Annotated in this window: 22 protein-coding genes; 11 read left to right on the plus strand and 11 right to left on the minus strand. The window is 68.5% G+C overall.

All coding sequences use genetic code 11. The features are described from left to right. Nucleotides 1-6 precede the first annotated feature (6 nt). From PV646_RS09945 to PV646_RS09960, 4 genes are all read right to left on the minus strand, one after another. Nucleotides 7-1,374 (minus strand): S28 family serine protease, encoded by a 1,368-nt coding sequence (locus PV646_RS09945; protein ID WP_500341134.1) that lies wholly within the window; start codon nucleotides 1,372-1,374, stop codon nucleotides 7-9. Between the two features lie 52 nt (nucleotides 1,375-1,426). Next, the gene (locus PV646_RS09950) at nucleotides 1,427-2,278 is read right to left on the minus strand and encodes an NAD(P)-dependent oxidoreductase (RefSeq protein ID WP_500341135.1); all 852 of its coding nucleotides are present in this window, start codon (nucleotides 2,276-2,278) and stop codon (nucleotides 1,427-1,429) included. Between the two features lie 230 nt (nucleotides 2,279-2,508). Further along, entirely contained in the window at nucleotides 2,509-2,655 is a 147-nt protein-coding gene (locus PV646_RS09955) for a hypothetical protein (RefSeq protein WP_189157408.1), read from the minus strand. A 160-nt stretch (nucleotides 2,656-2,815) separates the two neighbouring features. After that, entirely contained in the window at nucleotides 2,816-4,009 is a 1,194-nt protein-coding gene (locus PV646_RS09960; RefSeq protein ID WP_500341136.1) for a DUF8462 domain-containing protein, read from the minus strand. Between the two features lie 154 nt (nucleotides 4,010-4,163). Between PV646_RS09960 and PV646_RS09965 the strand changes: the two genes are divergently transcribed. The 6 genes from PV646_RS09965 to PV646_RS09990 all read left to right on the plus strand — a co-directional run bounded on the left by PV646_RS09965 (nucleotide 4,164) and on the right by PV646_RS09990 (nucleotide 7,493). Beyond that, nucleotides 4,164-4,778, plus strand: coding sequence for an SIMPL domain-containing protein (locus PV646_RS09965; RefSeq protein WP_500341137.1), 615 nt, complete (start codon nucleotides 4,164-4,166; stop codon nucleotides 4,776-4,778). Next, the gene (locus PV646_RS09970; protein ID WP_500341138.1) at nucleotides 4,778-4,957 is read left to right on the plus strand and encodes a hypothetical protein; all 180 of its coding nucleotides are present in this window, start codon (nucleotides 4,778-4,780) and stop codon (nucleotides 4,955-4,957) included. Before PV646_RS09965 ends, PV646_RS09970 begins: the two co-directional genes overlap by 1 nt. A gap of 165 nt (nucleotides 4,958-5,122) precedes the next feature. Continuing rightward, nucleotides 5,123-5,821 (plus strand): hypothetical protein, encoded by a 699-nt coding sequence (locus PV646_RS09975; RefSeq protein ID WP_500341139.1) that lies wholly within the window; start codon nucleotides 5,123-5,125, stop codon nucleotides 5,819-5,821. Then, nucleotides 5,821-6,159, plus strand: coding sequence for a hypothetical protein (locus PV646_RS09980; protein ID WP_500341140.1), 339 nt, complete (start codon nucleotides 5,821-5,823; stop codon nucleotides 6,157-6,159). Before PV646_RS09975 ends, PV646_RS09980 begins: the two co-directional genes overlap by 1 nt. Before the next feature lie 36 nt (nucleotides 6,160-6,195). Continuing rightward, complete coding sequence (locus tag PV646_RS09985; protein ID WP_500341141.1) at nucleotides 6,196-6,906, plus strand: WXG100 family type VII secretion target; 711 nt, start codon at nucleotides 6,196-6,198, stop codon at nucleotides 6,904-6,906. Beyond that, entirely contained in the window at nucleotides 6,903-7,493 is a 591-nt protein-coding gene (locus PV646_RS09990) for a hypothetical protein (RefSeq protein ID WP_500341142.1), read from the plus strand. The genes PV646_RS09985 and PV646_RS09990 overlap by 4 nt, the downstream gene beginning before the upstream one ends. A 29-nt stretch (nucleotides 7,494-7,522) precedes the next feature. On the opposite strand, the gene PV646_RS09995 is transcribed toward PV646_RS09990, so the two are convergent. Beyond that, entirely contained in the window at nucleotides 7,523-7,783 is a 261-nt protein-coding gene (locus PV646_RS09995; RefSeq protein WP_500341143.1) for a hypothetical protein, read from the minus strand. 76 nt (nucleotides 7,784-7,859) lie between these two features. After that, complete coding sequence (locus PV646_RS10000) at nucleotides 7,860-9,065, minus strand: acetyl-CoA C-acetyltransferase (protein WP_500341144.1); 1,206 nt, start codon at nucleotides 9,063-9,065, stop codon at nucleotides 7,860-7,862. Nucleotides 9,066-9,109: 44 nt separating this feature from the next. Between PV646_RS10000 and PV646_RS10005 the strand changes: the two genes are divergently transcribed. Together PV646_RS10005 and PV646_RS10010 are read left to right on the plus strand one after the other, a co-directional pair. Further along, on the plus strand, nucleotides 9,110-10,354 hold the full coding sequence (locus PV646_RS10005) for a 3-oxoacyl-ACP reductase (RefSeq protein ID WP_500341145.1): 1,245 nt from the start codon (nucleotides 9,110-9,112) through the stop codon (nucleotides 10,352-10,354). Between the two features lie 11 nt (nucleotides 10,355-10,365). After that, the gene (locus PV646_RS10010) at nucleotides 10,366-11,127 is read left to right on the plus strand and encodes a MaoC family dehydratase (protein ID WP_500341146.1); all 762 of its coding nucleotides are present in this window, start codon (nucleotides 10,366-10,368) and stop codon (nucleotides 11,125-11,127) included. Here the strand turns inward: PV646_RS10010 and PV646_RS10015 are convergent. Beyond that, on the minus strand, nucleotides 11,116-11,751 hold the full coding sequence (locus PV646_RS10015) for a TetR/AcrR family transcriptional regulator (RefSeq protein WP_191297787.1): 636 nt from the start codon (nucleotides 11,749-11,751) through the stop codon (nucleotides 11,116-11,118). The two genes, PV646_RS10010 and PV646_RS10015, sit on opposite strands and share 12 nt — an antisense overlap. Nucleotides 11,752-11,852: 101 nt before the next feature. Here PV646_RS10015 and PV646_RS10020 point away from each other — a divergent pair, with 101 nt between their 5' ends. From PV646_RS10020 to PV646_RS10030, 3 genes are all read left to right on the plus strand, one after another. Then, nucleotides 11,853-12,482, plus strand: a complete 630-nt coding sequence (locus PV646_RS10020; RefSeq protein ID WP_500341147.1) for an SCP2 sterol-binding domain-containing protein — start codon at nucleotides 11,853-11,855, stop codon at nucleotides 12,480-12,482. Nucleotides 12,483-12,492: 10 nt separating this feature from the next. Then, on the plus strand, nucleotides 12,493-13,707 hold the full coding sequence (locus PV646_RS10025; protein ID WP_500341148.1) for an acyl-CoA dehydrogenase family protein: 1,215 nt from the start codon (nucleotides 12,493-12,495) through the stop codon (nucleotides 13,705-13,707). A 73-nt stretch (nucleotides 13,708-13,780) separates the two neighbouring features. Beyond that, complete coding sequence (locus PV646_RS10030; protein WP_500341149.1) at nucleotides 13,781-14,752, plus strand: thermonuclease family protein; 972 nt, start codon at nucleotides 13,781-13,783, stop codon at nucleotides 14,750-14,752. A gap of 100 nt (nucleotides 14,753-14,852) precedes the next feature. On the opposite strand, the gene PV646_RS10035 is transcribed toward PV646_RS10030, so the two are convergent. From PV646_RS10035 to PV646_RS10050, 4 genes are all read right to left on the minus strand, one after another. Continuing rightward, on the minus strand, nucleotides 14,853-15,179 hold the full coding sequence (locus PV646_RS10035) for a hypothetical protein (protein WP_500341150.1): 327 nt from the start codon (nucleotides 15,177-15,179) through the stop codon (nucleotides 14,853-14,855). Between the two features lie 68 nt (nucleotides 15,180-15,247). Continuing rightward, a complete protein-coding gene (locus PV646_RS10040) occupies nucleotides 15,248-16,168 on the minus strand; it encodes a helix-turn-helix domain-containing protein (protein ID WP_500341151.1) in 921 nt (306 codons plus the stop codon). Between the two features lie 34 nt (nucleotides 16,169-16,202). Beyond that, nucleotides 16,203-16,379, minus strand: coding sequence for a hypothetical protein (locus PV646_RS10045; RefSeq protein ID WP_500341152.1), 177 nt, complete (start codon nucleotides 16,377-16,379; stop codon nucleotides 16,203-16,205). Between the two features lie 102 nt (nucleotides 16,380-16,481). Beyond that, a complete protein-coding gene (locus tag PV646_RS10050; protein WP_500341153.1) occupies nucleotides 16,482-17,849 on the minus strand; it encodes a dihydrolipoamide acetyltransferase family protein in 1,368 nt (455 codons plus the stop codon). Nucleotides 17,850-17,886 lie beyond the last annotated feature (37 nt).

The following is a 17,886-nucleotide window of genomic DNA, read 5'->3' on the forward strand; positions in this document are numbered from 1 at the left end:
CGTGCCTCAGCCCCGGCGCGCCCGCAGCGCGTCCAGCGAGTCCGGGCCCTCGTCCACGGCAAGGGCCGCAACGGGAGCGGACGAGACGCCGGCCCAGCGCAGGACGGCGGCCGTGGCGGCAGCGCGTTCCTTCTCGGGCAGCTTGGCGATGTTCGCGCCGTGGTTGCCGCCGGGCACCGTGAACGACAGCGAGTCGCGCGTGCCTCGACCGAGACGGAACGGTTCCGCGCTCCACGGGTCGTTCTGCCCGTTCACGAACAGCAGCCGCGAACCCTGGTAGCGCACCCACGAGTCCACGTCACGCATCGCGGACCGGTCGAACCGCGGGAACCTGATGTCGGGCGAGACCATCGAGCGCGGCACGGAGGAACCGGGGTGGCGCAGCAGGTCGCGCACGGCCGACTCGTCCGCCTCTGGCCAGCCGAGTTGCGTGCCGGCCTGGTAGTAGTACGCCGTGTAGGGCGCGACGCCCGCGTCGGTGTAGAAGTCCCAGCCCACGGTCGCGTCGATGAACTTCCACAGGTCGTCGACCGAGGCACCCGCGCCGGGCACGATCGCGCACTGCTCCTGGGTGCCGTACTGCCAGAACGTGAACGGCGTGTCCAGCACCAGGATCTCCAGCGCCTTGTGCGCGCTGCCGAACTGCTTGTAGGTGTAGCCGCGCGCTTCCAGCCGGGCCACGAACTCGTCGCGGTGCTGCAGGATCTGCCGTTGCACGCCTTCGAGGCGACGGTTGCACGTCGGGTCGTTGCCGACCTCGCGGATGAACTTGCCGTAGACGTCGCGGTCGTTCACCACGTCGTTCGGCGCCACGTACGCAATGGTCGCGTCGACGTCGCGCGGGAAGAAGCGGCGGTGGTAGATCGACGTCATGCCGCCCTTGCTGGCACCCGTCGACAGCCACTTCGCGCCGTAGATCTTCTTGAACGCGGTGACGATCCGGTGGTGGTCGTTGGCCGCCTGCCAGATGTTCAGGTCGTCCCAGTCGGCCGGGGAGGGCCGTGACGGCGGGAAGAACCGCTGCTCGACGCTGATCTGGTTGCCGTCGACGAGCCGGGTGGGTTCGGACGGGTTCGGGCCGGACAGGTTGTAACCGCTGGTGTGCAGCACCATCGGCTTCGACTCGGCCTTGTGCAGCAACGAGAAGCGCTGCTCGAACTTCAGGCCGCGCGGCTTGCGGTGGTCCGCGGGCTGCTGGAAACCGAGGACGAACGTCCGCGCGGTGCCGGACGTCCCCTCGCTGATGATCCGCACACCGGGAACGGCGGTGATGCGGTCCTTGATGTCGGGGGCGGCGGACACCACTGCGGCGGTGGCGGCGACCTGCGCCGATGCCAGGCCGAACGCCAGCAGGGAGCGTACGAGTCTGTTCACCAGGCCAAACTATTGAGCCCGCACGCCCCGCCGGACCGGCCGATCGTCGGGGTTATTCGAAGCTGGCGTAGTAGGACGCGGCCATGTCCTCGTCGCCGTGACCACCGTCGGCCGCGCGCTTCAGACGTTCGGCGGAGGCCTGTGCGACGTCGAGACGCACCTTCGCGCGGTCCGCCGCCTCGGCGACGAGCCGGGCGTCCTTCAGCGCGTTCTCCACGGTGAACGCGGGCTCGAAGGAACGGTCGATGATCGCGCCACCCTTCGTCTGCAGGTACGGGGTGTCGATCGCACCACCGGACACGGCCTCGAGGAACAGCTTCGGGTCGAGTCCGGACGCCTCGGCCAGCGACACGGCCTCGCCGACCGCCGCGGTCAGCGCGAGCACCCAGCTGTTCGCGACGAGCTTCAGCTTCGACGACGCTCCGGCCTCACCCACCCACATCGTGCGGGCGCCGATCACGTCGAACACGGGCTGCACGCGAGGACGAAGTCCCTCGGCTCCGGACGCGAGCACGACGAGCTTGCCCTCGGCCGCCGGCTTGGTGCTGCCGAGCACGGGCGCGTCCACGAACTCCAGTCCGAGCGAGCGGGCCAGCGCGATGTGGTCCTCCGTGGCGTCGACTCCGACCGTGGACGCCTGGATCCACACGGCGTCGTGCGGCAGTGACGGCGCTGCGGCCTGCATGGCCGCGGTGACCGTGGAGCCGTCGTTGAGCACCGTCAGCACGACCTCGGCGCCCTCGACGGCGTCAGCGGGGGTGTCGGCGACCGTGGCGCCCTTCGAGGCGAGCGGTTCGGCCTTGGCGCGCGTGCGGTTCCAGACCCGGACGGTGTGTCCGGCGGCGGCGAGGTTGGCTGCGATGGGGGCACCCATGAGGCCGGTGCCGAGCACGGCGATCTCCATGTACCCCAGCAAACAAGAAACCTCGCGGTGCTGCCAGGTCGGGGGTCCGACAGCACCGCGAGGTCAACAGTGACATCGGCGGACCGACGTGCGCTGTTACAACGCCATCATACTGTGGCGTGGATCACGTTTAACAGAATGAAACCCCTGGAGCGCGGGAGGTGCTCCAGGGGTTCCGGTTGGGGAGGCACTCGCAAGCGGGGCGCCGCGCGAGTGCCGGGTCTTCAGGGTCAGCGGAGGGTGGTGACCTGAGCCTGGGCGATGGCCATCAGCTCGTGACGCATGGACGGGGTGGTCGCCATGTCGATCGCGCGAGCCACGGCCTTCTGGTTGCGCGCCTCGGCACGGCGGGCGCGGAGCTTCGCTGCGAAGTTCATCTGGGTCTGCACTTCCCTCTGTGAGGTCTTGCTGGGCTGGTGACTCAAGTATGCACCTTCGCGCGCATGAAAGCACGCGATTATCCGGTGAGGTGTGGCACATGCCGATGAATCATCGGCTGACAACGTGAACGGCCGGACAACGCCGGGGTGCGTCAGGTCACTCCTCGCGGCCGAGCAGGAACCGTCCGAAGTGCGGCACGGTGAAGGCGATCTGACCCCGTTCCGCGCTGTAGACCAGGCCTTTCTTGATGAGCGAGTCCCGCGCGGGCGACAGTGACGAGGGCTTGCGGCCGAGGTGGTCGGCCACCTGGGCGGTGTTGACGCCCGCATCCTTTCCGTCGGTCAACTCGGCCATCGACCGGAGATACTCGCGTTCAGCGGGCGTCGCACGCTCGTATCGGGAGCCGAAGAAGCCCACGGCCAGCTCCGCGTCGGCCTCCGGAGCGGCCACCGAGACGTCCAGCGCGGTGATCGGATCAGCCGGCGCGGCGTCCCAGGCGGCCTTGCCGTAGGCCTGGATGAAGTACGGGTAGCCGCCGGAGGCGTCGAACAACGCGTCGAGCGCCTCGTCGCTGATGCCCGCGTCCTCGCGTTCGACCGGGGCGAGCACGGCGCGGTCGGCGTCCTCACGACTGAGGCGGTCGATGCGGACGTAGCGGAAGAGGCGTTCCGAGTACGACTTGCTGGCGGACAGCACCGCCGGCAGGTGCGGCAGACCGGCGCCGACGACCACCAGCGGAGCACCGATCTGCGAGAGCTCGTGGCAGGCCGCGCACAGCGCGCTGATGTCGTCCGGCTTGAGGTCCTGCATCTCGTCGATGAGCAGCGCGACGCCCGTGCCGACGTCCTGCGCGAGCCCGGCGACGTCGGTGAACAGCTCGACCAGGTCGATCTCGATGTCACCGGAGTCCGCGCGGCCGGAGGCGGCGGGCACGTCGATGCCGGGTTGCCAGCGATCGCGCAGCTTGGCACCGTCCGGGGCGGCTCTCAGCGCGAACGCCTTGAGGATCCCGAGGATCGCCTCGACCCGGTCCGGCGCGCGGTGCCGGACCGCGAGGTCGCGGATCGCCCGGTGCAGCGCGGCGCTCAAAGGCCTTCTGAGGTCGGCGTCGGGCCTGGCCTCGACCTTGCCCGCGCCCCAGCCGCGTTTGACGGCCATCGACCGCAGCTCACCGAGCAGCACGGTCTTGCCGACACCCCGCAGCCCCGTCAGCACGAGGCTGCGTTCGGGACGGCCGCGGGCCACGCGTTCGAGCACCACCTCGAACGCGCCGACCTCCTTGTCCCGGCCGGCGAGCTCAGGAGGCCGCTGGCCTGCACCGGGAGCGAACGGGTTGCGCACCGGGTCCATGACTCGCACCGTATCCGCGTTTCTAGGGCCCGTATTAGAGACGCGCAGACGAAGCTCGAAGTGCGGCCGGATGCCGCTGTATACGTTTATCTAGTGATCGAGCAATAGAGCCTGATAGTTGCGGATGAACCCCGGTGCAGGTTGGCTGGCTCACGTGGCTGAAGTCGTGACGAAGGGGACAGGCGAGGTCGAGCGCACCGCCGACCGCGCCCAGGTGGACGTGACGTTCGAGGCTCTCGGCGCCGATCGCGCCGAGGCGGTGAGCACGCTCAACCAGCGCATCTCCGCGGTCGAGCCGCTGCTCGAGGAGTTCGAGGTGCGGTCGCGGCAGCTGTCCGCGCACGACAACTGGGACAACAACCAGCGCGTCGGCAGCCGGGCATCGCAGCAGTACGTGATCTGGGTGAAGGACCTCGACCGCCTCGACGCACTGCTCGCCGAGCTCGTGCAGGCCGAACCGTCCTGGGTCAACGGACCGTCGTGGACGCTCGTCGACGACACCGAGGCCATCCGTGAGGCGCAGCAGGAGGCAGTGACAGACGCTCTGCGACGCGCCGAGGGATACGCATCGGCGTTGGGGCGGCGGCTCGGGCCGTTGCTGCGCATCGGCGACACCGAGGGCGGCGCGCACTACCAGCCGCGGATGATGAGCGGCGCGGCGTCGTTCGAGATGGCCGGGCCCGCCGGGATGGTCGACCAGCTGAACCTGAAGGCGCAGCAGATCACCGTGTCGGCCTCGTGCACGGCCGCGTGGTCGTTGCTCGACTGATGGAGACGGCGCTGGTCCTGGGCATCGGTGGGGTGGTGGTGCTGTTCCTCGCGGTCTTCACCACCCTGGTGTTGCTCGGGCGCCGGGCGCGGCGTGGGCGTCGAGAGGGGCGCTACCCGTACCGCGCCAAGCCGAACGGCACGTACGACAACTCGTCCTCGTCCGGCGGCGACGTGTGACCAAGCGGCTCCGCTTCCCCCCGACGGAGTCACCGAGCGCGACGATTTGATTACCCAAAAGGACTGCGCGGTCCTGGGCACGTCGCTATGGTCGGTTCGTACGCATGAGCGCTACGGAACTCGGGGGAATGCGTTGTGCCTCTTGAGCACATAGAGCTGGCGAGGTTGGACGTTCCGGACACCCCGCAGACCAGAGCTCGCCTGGCCGAACTCACCCGTCCCGGGGGCGTCGCCCTTCAACCGGCCAACACCTACGAGGCCGGCGATCCCGCCGGGATCCTCACCATCGTCGTGGACAGAACCCAGATGGTGACGAACGTGCGCATTCGCCCGAGGTGGTTCGAGCAACTGCGACCAGAAGCGTTTCCGGCCTCTGTCTACAACACGTACGTGACCGCGGTTCAGCGCGCGCTCATGGTGGAGGCAGCTCACCAAGCCCCGGAACCGCAGGGCCGGCCCGCACCTCCTGCGCCGAGAGCAGATCCCACTGATCTTCCGCTTGACGAGTGGACGGCGAGTACGAGGTCGCGGCTCGACGCCATCGACGCCGAGTACGACGCGATCCGCCGCCGAGAGCAGACGCCTCCGCAGGCCGGCGTCACCGCGATCCGCAGCCCGCTGGGCTATCTGTCGATGCAGATGCGCAACGGCGGGCCGATCTCGCTGCAGGGTGATCCGCAGGCGTTGGACAACCCGTCCGAGACAGTGCTGGCCGACGACGTTCTGCGCCTCTTCGTCAGAGCGGGTCTCGGCATTGATCCCGGCGAACGTCCCCACCCAGCGGCACGGCCGCGAACCGGCGCCAACGAAGGCGACGACGACTACTTCACCGATTTCCGCGTCTTGGGCAAGGGGGACTGGTAATGGCCGGCTACGAGGTCGTCACCCAGGATCTGCGTGAAGAAGCCAAGCTCTGGCAGGAGAAGTCCGACAGGGCCGAGCCGATCGTGCAGGCCGTACGCGACACATACCTCACGGCATCGGCGTTCTTCGTGGGAGACCTCGCGACCCTGGGGGCCGGGATGGTCAACGCCGCGTTCGAGGCAGGTCAGTACGAACAGTTCCGCGCGTTCATCGAGAAGTGCGTCACGGAAGCCGTCACCGAGTTCAACCAGATCGACGGCGTCCTGCGCAAGATCGCGGACGAGTACGACCGGACCGAGAGCGTCAACGAGATCGAACTCCGCGAGTTCTACGGCTAGTAGGAGCACCCCAGTCCAATGAGCAGTTCCGGTGAATTGACCAACTTGTTCGAGCGCGGGTTCCAGGGGCTCGAAGACAAAGCTCGCGAGTGCGCCCAGAAGTTCAACTCCGGCATCGACCACATCAACGACTGGCGCTTCGTGCTCGGCCCCGCGATGCTCGTCATCAGTCCGGCTCTCGACGTCATTCGCGAAGCCATGGAGAAGATGTTCAAGCTGATCAGGAAAGCGGTGGAGCACCACATGCCCGTCGTGTCGCTGATCTGGCAGTCCTTCAACTGGGTCGAGAAGGTCCAGCAGCCCATGAACGGGCTCAGCCACCAGCCGTCCGACACCTACCTGGCCGCTCGCTGGTCCGGTGAGGCCGCCACCGCGTACTCGCAGCGGTTCACCGCGCAGAACAACGCGATGACCGCCGTCTCGACCAAGGCCGACGGCGTCAGCAAGTGGCTGATGGACATCGCCAAGTACAACGTCGAGTACATGACCGAGCTGTCGAAGATGGTGACCGAGTTCCTCGGTGCGCTGGTCGCCGCCGCGATCGAGGGTGCGACGGTCGTCGGCATCGTGTTCTCGGTCAAGGATCTCGCAGGCGCCATCGGCACCCTGGTCACCCAGTCTCTCGACAACCTGGTGGGCATCGCCAAGCGGTTCGTCGAGGCCCTCAGCAAGGTGCGGGACATCCTGAGTCTGATGACCGATTCGAACCTGCCCGGCCAGGGATGGCCGCAGGCGGTGAAGGGGTGAGGGTGGTCGTCGGCGCGGTAGCCGTGCTGGCCCTGGTCGCGGGCTGCAGCGCCCAACGCGCTGAGACGCCTGCGGTCGACCCGACCTCGACGCCGGTCTCCACACCACCCACGAGGTCGAGCGGTTCAGCCGCTGGTCCGGAGAAGTACACAACCGAGAAGCTGAAGAGCTGTCTGGACATCCGGCAGCAGGTCGGGGCAGACCTCCCACCTGCTCAACCGGACGACGACCAGCGGCTGGGCTCCACCTCGTCGGTGAAGACCTGCACGTTCAAGGCAGCCGAGCAGACGATCATCTTCAACGTCCGCTCGTGGGAGAACACGGACAACGCTGCGGGCATCGTGTCCGGACCCGACAGCGCGAGGAAGTACTTCAGCGACCGCACCGCGTCGTGGGAGAAGGACAGCGGCGTGGCCGTCGGTTCGGACGTGCGCTGGCGGGACGCGCAAGCCTCAGCATGTGCGTTGGAGGCTCTCGACGAGAACGCCGTGTTGACCGTCGTGCGCAGCGGCAGCGCCGAGAGCGAGCAGTGTCGTACGTCCGTGCGCGAGCTCGCCAAGAAGTTCTACGCCGCCGTGCAGCCGTAGTCCCAAGGCGTGGATCGACAGCACGATCGCTAGTGGCCGTTGAGCGACTCCATCGCGTGCTGCACCGCGACGGCATCGCTGTCGTCCGGATGCGCCTTCAGCCAGTTCGTCAGCCACTCGACTCGCCGCTTCGCCGCCGCTGCCAGCGTCAACGTGATGTAGGCGCGGCGCTCCCACTCGCGCGCCGATCGCATCGCGTCGGCGGCCGGCCGCCATTCGTCGCGGAGGGTGCCGACCAGGGCGCGCGCCAGCACCGGGTCTCTCTCGGGATCAACCTGCAGGTCCTGCATCCCACCCCCAGTGTCGCTGTGAAACGACACTGTGAGTGTGCATGAGGGACTGTCGACTTCGGCAAGCCTAAGTGCGTCACCGTTCCAGAATCGCTGTGATCCCTTGACCTCCGGCGGCGCAAATGGACACGAATCCGCGTCCACTTCCCTTTTCGTGCAACAGTTTTGCGAGAGTCGCGACGATCCGGGCGCCGGTGGCGGCGAACGGGTGCCCTGCGGCGAGCGACGAGCCGTTGACGTTCAGCTTTGCCCTGTCGACCTCGCCCAGTTCCTTCTCCCAGGCCTTCAGGGTGGCGAGCACCTGCGACGCGAACGCCTCGTGCACCTCGTAGAAGTCGAAGTCCTGGAGCGTGAGGCCTGCCTTGTCGAGCATGCGCGGTGCGGCGTGCACGGGGGCCATGAGCAGGCCCTCGTCGCCGTGCACGTAGTCGACAGCGGCCGTCTCGGCGAACGTCAGGTAGGCGAGGACCGGGAGCTTGCGCGCCGCCGCCCACTCCTCGGTGGCCAGCAGGACCGCGGAGGCGCCGTCGGAGAGCGGAGTCGAGTTGCCGGCGGTCATCGTGTCGCCGAAGACCGGCTTGAGCTTCGCGAGCTTCTCGGCGGTGCTGTCCGGGCGGAGGTTCTGGTCCCGCGTCAGACCGAGGTACGGGGTGACGAGGTCGTCGAAGAAGCCCTCGTCGTAGGCGCGGGCGAGGTTCTGGTGGCTGCGCGCGGTCAGGGCGTCCTGGTCCTCGCGCGTGATCTCGTACCGAGCCGCGGTGACGGCCGCGTGCTCGCCCATGGACATGCCGGTGCGCGGTTCGCCGTTGCGCGGCAGGTGCGGGACGACGTGACTGGGGCGCAGCTTCGTCAGGAGGCCGACCTTGCGGGTGCGGTTGAACTCCAGCAGGAGTTTGCGGAAGTTCTCGTTCACGCCGATCGGGGCGTCGCTGGTGGTGTCGACGCCGCCCGCGATGCCCGACTCGATCTGGCCGAGCGCGATCTTGTTGGCCACGGCGATGATCGCTTGCAGGCCGGTGCCGCACGCCTGTTGCAGGTCGTAGGCGGGGGTCTCCGGGCTGAGCCTGCTGCCCAGGACCGACTCGCGGACGAGGTTGAAGTCGCGCGAGTGCTTGAGGACGGCTCCCGCGACCACCTCGCCGAGCCGCTCGCCCTGCAGGCCGAAGCGGCTGACCAGGCCGTCCAGCACCGTCGTGAACATGTCCTGGTTCGACGCGGTGGCGTACGGGCCGTTCGAGCGGGCGAACGGGATGCGGTTGCCGCCGATGATCGCTACTCGCATGCCGCCATACTACCTACTAGCGGGTAGACTTACTAGCGAGTAGGTTGTGTGACGTGGACAGCTACCAGAAGTTCGCGAGGTCGGGACTCGGCCGTCAGCTCGTGCGCAGGCTCGGCCTGCCGAACCCGTACCCGTTGCGCCGCGACGCCGCGCTCGCCACACCGGTGCTGGTCGGTGGCGCCACCCGGCTGCCCTTTCTGAAGCAGCTGGAAACAGGCTCCGCCCCGTACGGCGCGCTGGTGTTCGACGCGTCGGAGATCTCCTCGGTCGGCGACCTGAAGCAGCTGCACGAGTTCTTCCACCCCGCGATCACCCAGCTCGGGCCGTGCGGGCGGGTGGTCGTGATCGGACGGTCGCCGGACTCCATCGCGCAACGGGCCCTCGAAGGCTTCGTGCGGTCGGTCGGCAAGGAACTGCGCCGCGGCGGCACGGCCAATCTGGTGTACGTGGCCGACGGCGCCGAGGACGGGGCCGAGTCGACGCTGCGGTTCCTGCTCTCCGGACGGTCCGCGTACGTGTCCGGGCAGGTCGTCCGCGTTTCCGACAACGCTGCCATCGGGACGCTGGAGGGCAAGGTCGCGCTGGTCACGGGTGCTTCGCGGGGCATCGGTGAGGCCATTGCGGCCACGCTCGCCCGCGACGGCGCGCACGTCGTGTGCCTCGACGTCCCCGCCGCCGGGGACGAACTGTCGAAGGTCGCCAACTCCCTCAACGGGTCGGCGTTGCAGCTCGACATCACGGGCGACCCGGCGAAGTTGACCTCGTACCTGATGGAACGGCACGGCGGCGTCGACATCGTCGTGCACAACGCGGGCATCACGCGGGACAAGACGTTGGCGCGCATGGACTCCTCGCGGTGGGACTCGGTGCTGGAGGTCAACCTCGCCTGCCAGGAGCGGATCAACTCCGCGCTGCTGGACGGCGACGTGCTGCGCGACGGCGGGCGGATCGTCGGGGTGTCGTCGATCGCCGGCATCGCGGGCAACGTCGGCCAGACCAACTACGCCACGTCGAAGGCCGGCGTGATCGGGATGGTGCAGACGCTCGCACCCGTTCTGGCTGCTCGCGGCGCCACGATCAACGCCGTGGCGCCCGGTTTCATCGAGACGAAGATGACGGCGGCGGTGCCGTTCGCGACCCGTGAGGTCGGGCGTCGGATGAACAGCCTGTCGCAGGGCGGGCTGCCGTCCGACGTCGCCGAGACCGTGGCGTGGTTCGCGTCGCCGGGATCCGGTGGCGTGAACGGCAACGTCGTGCGGGTGTGCGGCCAGATGCTTTTGGGGGCCTGATGCTGCCCGAAATGAATCTGGTGCGTGCCGCCCTCACGTCGTTCCGGCGCGGGGAAACGCTTGCCGCCCCACCGGTTTCGGCTTCGGTCGACGTGTCGCTGAAACACCTGGCGGCCTACAACGCGGTGTGCGGGTTCGGGCTGCGTGACGCGTTGCCGTTGACGTACCCGCACGTGCTCGGGTTTCCGTTGCAGATGAAGCTGATGTCCGGCGCCGGGTTCCCCTTTCCGTTGCCAGGCCTCGTGCACGTCGCGAACCGGATCACGCAGTCGCGCCCGCTGACGGTGGACGAGCCGCTGGAGATCACGGTGTCGGCGCGCGACCTGCGGCCTCATCCGCAGGGCACCCAGGTCGACGTGGTGACGTCGGTTTCCGGTGTCTGGGAAGGGGTTTCGACCTATCTTCGACGCACGGGAGGCACTTCCGGCGCGAGTGAGCTCGAGCGGCCGGTCGGTTCGGCGGTGTGGAAGGTGCCCGCGGACATCGGCCGGCGCTACGGCGCGGCGTCCGGAGACCGCAACCCGATCCACCTGCACCCGTTGAGCGCCAAGCTCTTCGGCTTTCCGCGCGCGATCGCGCACGGGATGTGGACGAAAGCGCGCTGCCTGGCCGCGTTGGAGGGACGGCTTCCCGAGGCCGTGACGGTCGACGTCCGGTTCAAGAAGCCGTTGCTCATCCCCGGCCGTGTCGAGTTCTCGGCCTCGGAGGGTTCGCACGGCTGGGAGTTCGCCGTGTGGGGCAAGGGACCCCACCTCGTCGGCTCAGCGACGTGATGGTGGATGCCACACGTTGCCGTCGACCAGGTCGCCGAAGCCCATCCAGACGAGGTTCATGAGGCGGGCCGCGACGACGCCGGCGGGTTCCTCGGGGTGGTCCAGCCACCAGTCCGCGAGCGACTCGCCGGCCCCGACCAGCGCGGCGGCCAGCGACTCGGCCTCCAGCTTCGTGGCGGGCGCCTTCGTCGACTGCGTGAGCAGCGCCGCAACCAGTGACACCGCCCGTGCGCGCATGTCCATGAGCTCGACCGCGAACGGCCCGCCCTGGTTGGACGCCTGCCGGTGCAGCACCATCCAGCTCGCCCGGTTCTCCCCGACGAACCCGAAGAAGGCCCTGAGCCCGCTCCAGAGCTGCACGTCGGGCTCCTGGTCGGGCTCGACGCCCGTCGCGATGGCCTCCATCATGCGGGTGGCCTCGCGCCGGATGCACGTCGCGAACAGCTCTTCCTTCGAGCCGAGGTAGGCGTAGAGCATCGGCTTCGAGATGCCCGCGACCTCGGAGATCTCGTCCATGGAGGCCGAGTGGAAGCCGAGCCGGGAGAACACGTCGACGGCAGCATCCATGATCTGCCGCTCACGCACCGCGCGTGGCAAGCGCTTGGCTCGACCTTCTGTGCGCATCACTACCCCTCAGTTCGGAGCAGCAAGATTATCCGATCGGCTTGCCGCACTATCTACTGGTGAGTAGTCTTACTCGCGAGTAGGTACCAGGAGGTGTGTCAATGACGCTCGACCTCACGACCGAGGCGATCGCGAAGCTCAGCCCGGCCGAACTGATCAGCACGTTGCAGCAGATCACGCCGGACGACCCGGCGCTGGCCGAGGTGGACATCGACGTCATCGCCCGCGGCATCGACCCGAAGAAGCTCGGCAAGGACGACTTCGCCGCGTTGCTGAACGCCCTGGGCGCGCTGGCCGACGGCGGCGCCGACCTCGACCTGGCGAAGATGGACCCGTCCAACTTCGCCCGCATCATCTCGCGCGCCTCGAAGGACCAGATCGAGGCCGTGGTCGCAGACCCCGCGCTGCGCGTGCGGGTGCTGGACGAGGTGTTCCGCCGCATGGAGGTCCACTTCCGCGCGGACCGGGCGGGCGCCACTCGTGCCGTCGTCCACTTCCACGTGCTGGAAGACGTCTACGAGGCGATCATCGAAGATGCTCAGTGCACGATCAACAAGGGCGTGACGCGCGAGGCCCGTGCCATCGTGACGCTCACGCCGGCGGACTTCCTCAAGCTCGCGACCGGCAACGCCTCCGCCCCCGTGCTGTTCATGACGGGCAAGCTGAAGGTGAAGGGCGACCTGGGGTTCGCGGCCGGGTTCATGAGCCTGTTCAACATCCCGAAGGCTTAGGAGACTTCTTGTGGGTGGCTTCTCGCTCGAGCTGAACGAAGACCAGACCGACCTGCGCGACTGGGTCCACGGCTTCGCTCGCGACGTCATCAGGCCGGCGGCCTCCGAGTGGGACGAGCGCGAGGAGACACCGTGGCCGGTGATCCAGGAGGCGGCGAAGATCGGCCTCTACGGCTTCGAGTCCCTCGCCACCTGGTTCGCCGACCCCATCGGCCTGTCCCTGCCGATCGCGACCGAGGAACTCTTCTGGGGTGACGCCGGCATCGCGCTGGCCCTGATGGGCACCGGCCTGGCCGTAGCGGGCATCTTCGCGGGCGGCGAGCCGGAACAGCTCGCCGAGTGGGTGCCGGAGTGCTTCGGCGACGAGTCGGACCCGAAACTGGCCGCGTTCTGCGCTTCCGAACCCCAGGCGGGCTCCGACGTGGCCGGCTACCGGACTCGCGCCCGTTACGACGAGGCGACCGACGAGTGGGTGCTGAACGGCCAGAAGGCGTGGGCCACCAACGGCGGCATCGCGAACGTGCACGTCGTCACCGCGGTGGTCGACCCTGCGTTGGGGTCTCGTGGCCAGGCCGGTTTCATCGTCCCGCCGGGAACGCCCGGCTTGTCGTCGCCCGGCAAGATCAAGAAGCACGGCATGCGTGCGTCGCACACGGCCGACGTGTTCCTGGACGACGTGCGGGTGCCCGGCCGTTGCGTGCTGGGTGGTCGTGAGCGGTTGGAGGCTCGGCTTGCGCGGGCTCGCGAGGGGTTGAAGGCCGGCGGCCAAGCCGCGATGGCCACCTTCGAGACGACGCGTCCGACCGTGGGCGCGATGGCCGTGGGCGTCGCCCGCGCCGCCTACGACTACGCGCTGGAGTACGCGAAGGACCGCGAGGCGTTCGGGCGCAAGATCATCGAGAACCAGTCGATCGCGTTCGACCTCGCGAACATGCGCATGGAGATCGACGCGTCGCGGCTGCTGGTGTGGCGGGCGGCCTGGATGGGGCGCAACAACGTTCCGTTCACCGCGGGTGAGGGGTCGATGTCGAAGCTCAAGGCTTCCGAGGTGTCGGTGTGGGCTACCGAGCGGGCGATCCACATCCTGGGTGGAGCCGGGTACACCCGTGAGCATCCCGTTGAGCGGATGCACCGGGACGCCAAGATCTTCACGATCTTCGAGGGGACCTCGGAGATCCAGCGACTGGTGGTGTCCCGGATGATCTCGGGGATGCAGATCAGGTGACGGCCTGAACATCTTTGGTAACGAATGACTTCTTTGCTCCGATTGGACCACCGATCGGAGCAAAGGAGAACCGGTGCTGTTGTTGCCCAATGTGATCGGAGCGGCACTGCTGGCCGCGGTCGTCGGTGGTGTCACTGCCGCCGTCGTGCTGGACGAACCGGATCTCGTGCGAACCGAGGTGGCGCGCGTGGTCGACGGCGACACCATCGAGGTGCGCACCGGCGAGCACACCGAGACGGTCAGGCTGCTGAACATCGACGCGCCGGAGGTGGCCGACTGCCTGCGCCAGGAGGCGACGGACCACCTCCGGTCGTTGTTGCCGGCCGGTACCCAGGTCGTCTTGGAGCACGACGTCGAGCGCACCGACCGCTACGGCCGGACGCTCGCCGGAGTCGTCAAGATCGACGGCACGCTGGTGAACGCCGAGATGGCCAGGGCCGGACTCGCAGGCGTGATCACCATCGGTCAGAACGTGCGGTTCCACGCGCAGGTGAGCTCCGCGGCGTGGGAGGCGTCCGCGCAGAAACGCGCGCTGCACTCCGCCGACATCTCCTGCACGGTGCCCGCCCAGGTCCAGGTGGTCACCCAAGCCGCCCAGGCCTCCGTGCCACCACCCACCGGCACCCCGGCCGAACTGACGGCGGCGGGTGACGTCGCCACCGCCGCTGCCGCCCGCGCCGACGCGCTGCTGGCGCGAGGACTGGTCTGGACGGTGCTGTCCGCCGGCGACCAGTCCGATTTCCGCGCTCTCGTCACGGCCGCGCGCGCCACGCTCGGTCAGCGCGAGAAGGACCTGCGGGCCGCCGCCACGGCGGCGACTGCTCGAGTGGCCGAAGAGAAGCGCAAGGCCGATGCCGCTGCGGAAGCGCGCCGGCAGGCGGAAGCAGCGGCGGCCGCGGAGGAGCAGCGCAGGGCCGACGCGGCAGCGGCGGAGCAACGTCGCAGGGACCAGGAGCAGCAGTGGACCCCACCTGCCGCATCGGATTCCGGATACACCGGCAAGCGCTGTTACAACCCGGGCGGCAAGACGTACCGACCGTGCTGAGGACTTGAGGTGATGGCCCGCCGTACCCCTGAACCGGCGGGCCGCTCACAACATCCCGTTTCGCGGTTATGTGGCGGTAAACGTCCTGGTTGGACGGACGCTAGAGCGGCAGCGTCAGGACCGCGCCCACGCGCTTGAGCTCCCGGCGGTGCACGGCCAGCAGCACCGTGTCGTGCGGGCGGCGGAAGTGCAGCACCACGAAGTTCGGCTGCGGCGGGTCCTGGTCGACGATCTGCTCGACGCGGCCCTCGTCGTCGCTGAAAACGATCCGCTCGGCCCAGATGATCTTCGTGGGGCCGAAGAACAGTTCGCCCTCCTGCCACTCACCGTCCAGGAAGACGTCCGCGTCCCCACGCGAGTAGTCCTCGTCCGACGAACCGAAGGCCTCGCCGAACACACTCCCCAGGATTTCGAACAGAGCAGACATGGCGATTCCCCCTTCGTTGCCACGAGAACGAGCTGGGCGCCCAGCTGGTTCCCACAGATTTCGAGGGTCTAGCCGAACGGCTGGCCGGCTTCGCGCAGCCAGGCGCGCTCGCGCGAGTGGTCCGGCATGGCGGGCCAGCCGTTGACCTTCGCGATCAGGACCCAGTACCGCTCGGCGCGCGGGTCCGCGAAGTCGGAGAGTTCGCGGAGCTTTGCCACGAGGGACTCGTCGTTCGGCAGGCCCAGTGCCTGCGCCCAGTTGGCGTTCACGCGGGCCACGACCTCGCGTGCTTCGGCGGACTCCGGGGCGATGCCCGCGTCGATCGCCTCGCGTGCCTGGGCGATCGCGAAGTTGAACGCCTCCATCTGGTCGCCCTGGGGCGGGCTCAGGTCGACGCCTTCACGACGCTGTTCCTCGTGCTGCTGGGACATCCGCTTCACGACGGCGCGGAAGTCCTGGTCCTGCACCAGCTTCGCGAGTTCGACCCACGCTTCCAGCTGTTCGGTCGACGGGTCGTCCGGCAGTTCGACGCGCACGGAACGCATGTGCTGCTCGAACTGCGGGTCGAGCTCGTAGGGGCCGAACACCTCCTCGAAGAAGTCGTCGAGGATGCGCTGGCGTTCCTCGTCCGACATGCGTGCCAACTCGTTCATCAGTTCCATCTCCCCTCCCTTGGCGACGGCGCGCAGGACGGCGCGGCGCAACCGCAACGTCTTCATCTGCGCGTCGATCGCGTCTGCGTGTGCACGCGCCACGTCGGTCACCGACACCTCGCGGGCCAGCACCTTGCCGGCGGTCGGCAGGTCCACGCCCAGGTCCCGGAGCGTGCGGACGAGCTTCAGCCTCGTCAGCGCGTCGGTGTCGTAGGTGCGGTAGCCACCGGTGGTCCTGTCCGTGGGCGGGATGAGGCCCGAGTCGGAGTAGAACCTGATGGTGCGGACGGTGAGTCCGGTCATCCTGGCCAGCTCGCCGATCTGGTAGCGCGTCACGGGGAGAACTCTGCAGTCTCCAGTAGGTGGAGAGTCAAACCTTCGCCTGAGGCGGGTCCATGACGACGATCAGGAACGTGGCGATCGGCCCGAGGAGCAGCGACAGCAGGAACCAGGTGAGCCCGCTGCGGCCCTTGGCCTGCGCCAGTCCGGCGTTGATCAACGTCAGGGTGCCCCAGCCCGCGAAGTACTGACCACTCGTCTCGATCATGCCGGCAGCGTTTCACGACGTCAGACGACGTGCGGGCAAAGACAAGGGGTCCCTCGCCCGCTTCACGCGAACGAGGGACCCCTCGGAGAACTACGAGCTGATTCAGTAGGTCATCGCGATGCCCGGCTCGGCCAGCAGGGCGCCGACGTCGGCCAGGAACTGCGAACCCTGCTGCCCGTCGACCACGCGGTGGTCGAAGGAGAGCGCGAGCTGGCAGATCTTGCGGATCTTGATCTCGCCGTCGACCACCCACGGCATGTCGCGGATCGCGCCCAGGGCGAGGATCGCGGACTCGCCGGGGTTGAGGATCGGCGTGCCGGTGTCGACGCCGAAGACGCCGACGTTGGTGATCGTGATGGTGCCGTTCATCATGTCGGCCGGCGACGTCTTGCCCTCGCGGGCGACGGTGGCGAGCTCGTCCAGCGCGACCGCGAGTTCCTTCAACGACATGCGGTCGGCGTCGCGGACCTTCGGCACCACCAGGCCGCGCGGCGTGGCTGCCGCGATGCCCAGGTGGACGTAGTCCTTGTAGACGATCTCGTTCGCCGCCGCGTCCCACGTCGCGTTGACGTCGGGCGTGCGGCGGGCCGCGAGGATGATCGCCTTCGCGCAGAACGCGAGCGGCGTCAGCTTCACGCCGCGGAACTCCGGCGCGTTCTTCAGGCGTGCGCGCAGTTCCATCATCGGCGTGACGTCGACCGTCAGGAACTCGGTGACGTGCGGTGCGGTGAACGCGCTGTCCACCATCGCCTGCGCGGTCGCCTTGCGGACACCCTTGATGGGCATCCGGCGTTCCCGCGAGCCGTTGTCCACAACGGACTGCACAGGTGCGGCAGCCGGTGCGGAGACAGCGGTTTCGACGTCCTCACGGGTGATGACGCCACCGGGGCCCGAACCCGCGAGCGCGTGCAGGTCGACGCCGAGGTCCTTGGCCAGCTTGCGCACCGGCGGCTTGGCCAGCGGCACGTACCCGCCAGGAGCCTGCACCGGCGCGGCCACCACGACGGGAGCGACGACCGGAGCAGGAGCGGGAACGGGAGCCGGCGGAGCCACGACGGCAGCGGCCGGAGCGGCGGCGGGCGCGGAGTCCTTGCGGGCACGGCGTTTCGCGACACCGGACTTCGGGCCGTAACCGACGAGCGTCGCGATGCGTCCGCCCGGCATCTCCTCGCCGATCTTGCCGGACGAGGTGCCGTTCGCCTCCGCCGCGACGGGAGCAGGTGCGGATGCCGGTGCGGCCGCCCCACCGGGATCGGTGTCGATCGTGATGATCGGAACGCCGACCTCGACGGTCTGGCCGGGCTCGGCCAGCAGTTCCGTCACGACGCCGGCCCACGGGCACGGCAGCTCGACGGCGGCCTTGGCCGTCTCGATCTCGACGATGATCTGGTTGACCTTGACGGTGTCACCGGGCTTGACGTGCCAGGTGAGGATGTCGGCCTCGGTCAGCCCCTCTGCCGTGTCGGGCAAGGGGAATTGCTTGTACTGCGGCATTTCCGGTTGTCCC

This window comes from Streptomyces sp. ID05-26A, assembly GCF_033794685.1.
In the GTDB taxonomy this organism is placed as follows: domain Bacteria; phylum Actinomycetota; class Actinomycetes; order Mycobacteriales; family Pseudonocardiaceae; genus Lentzea.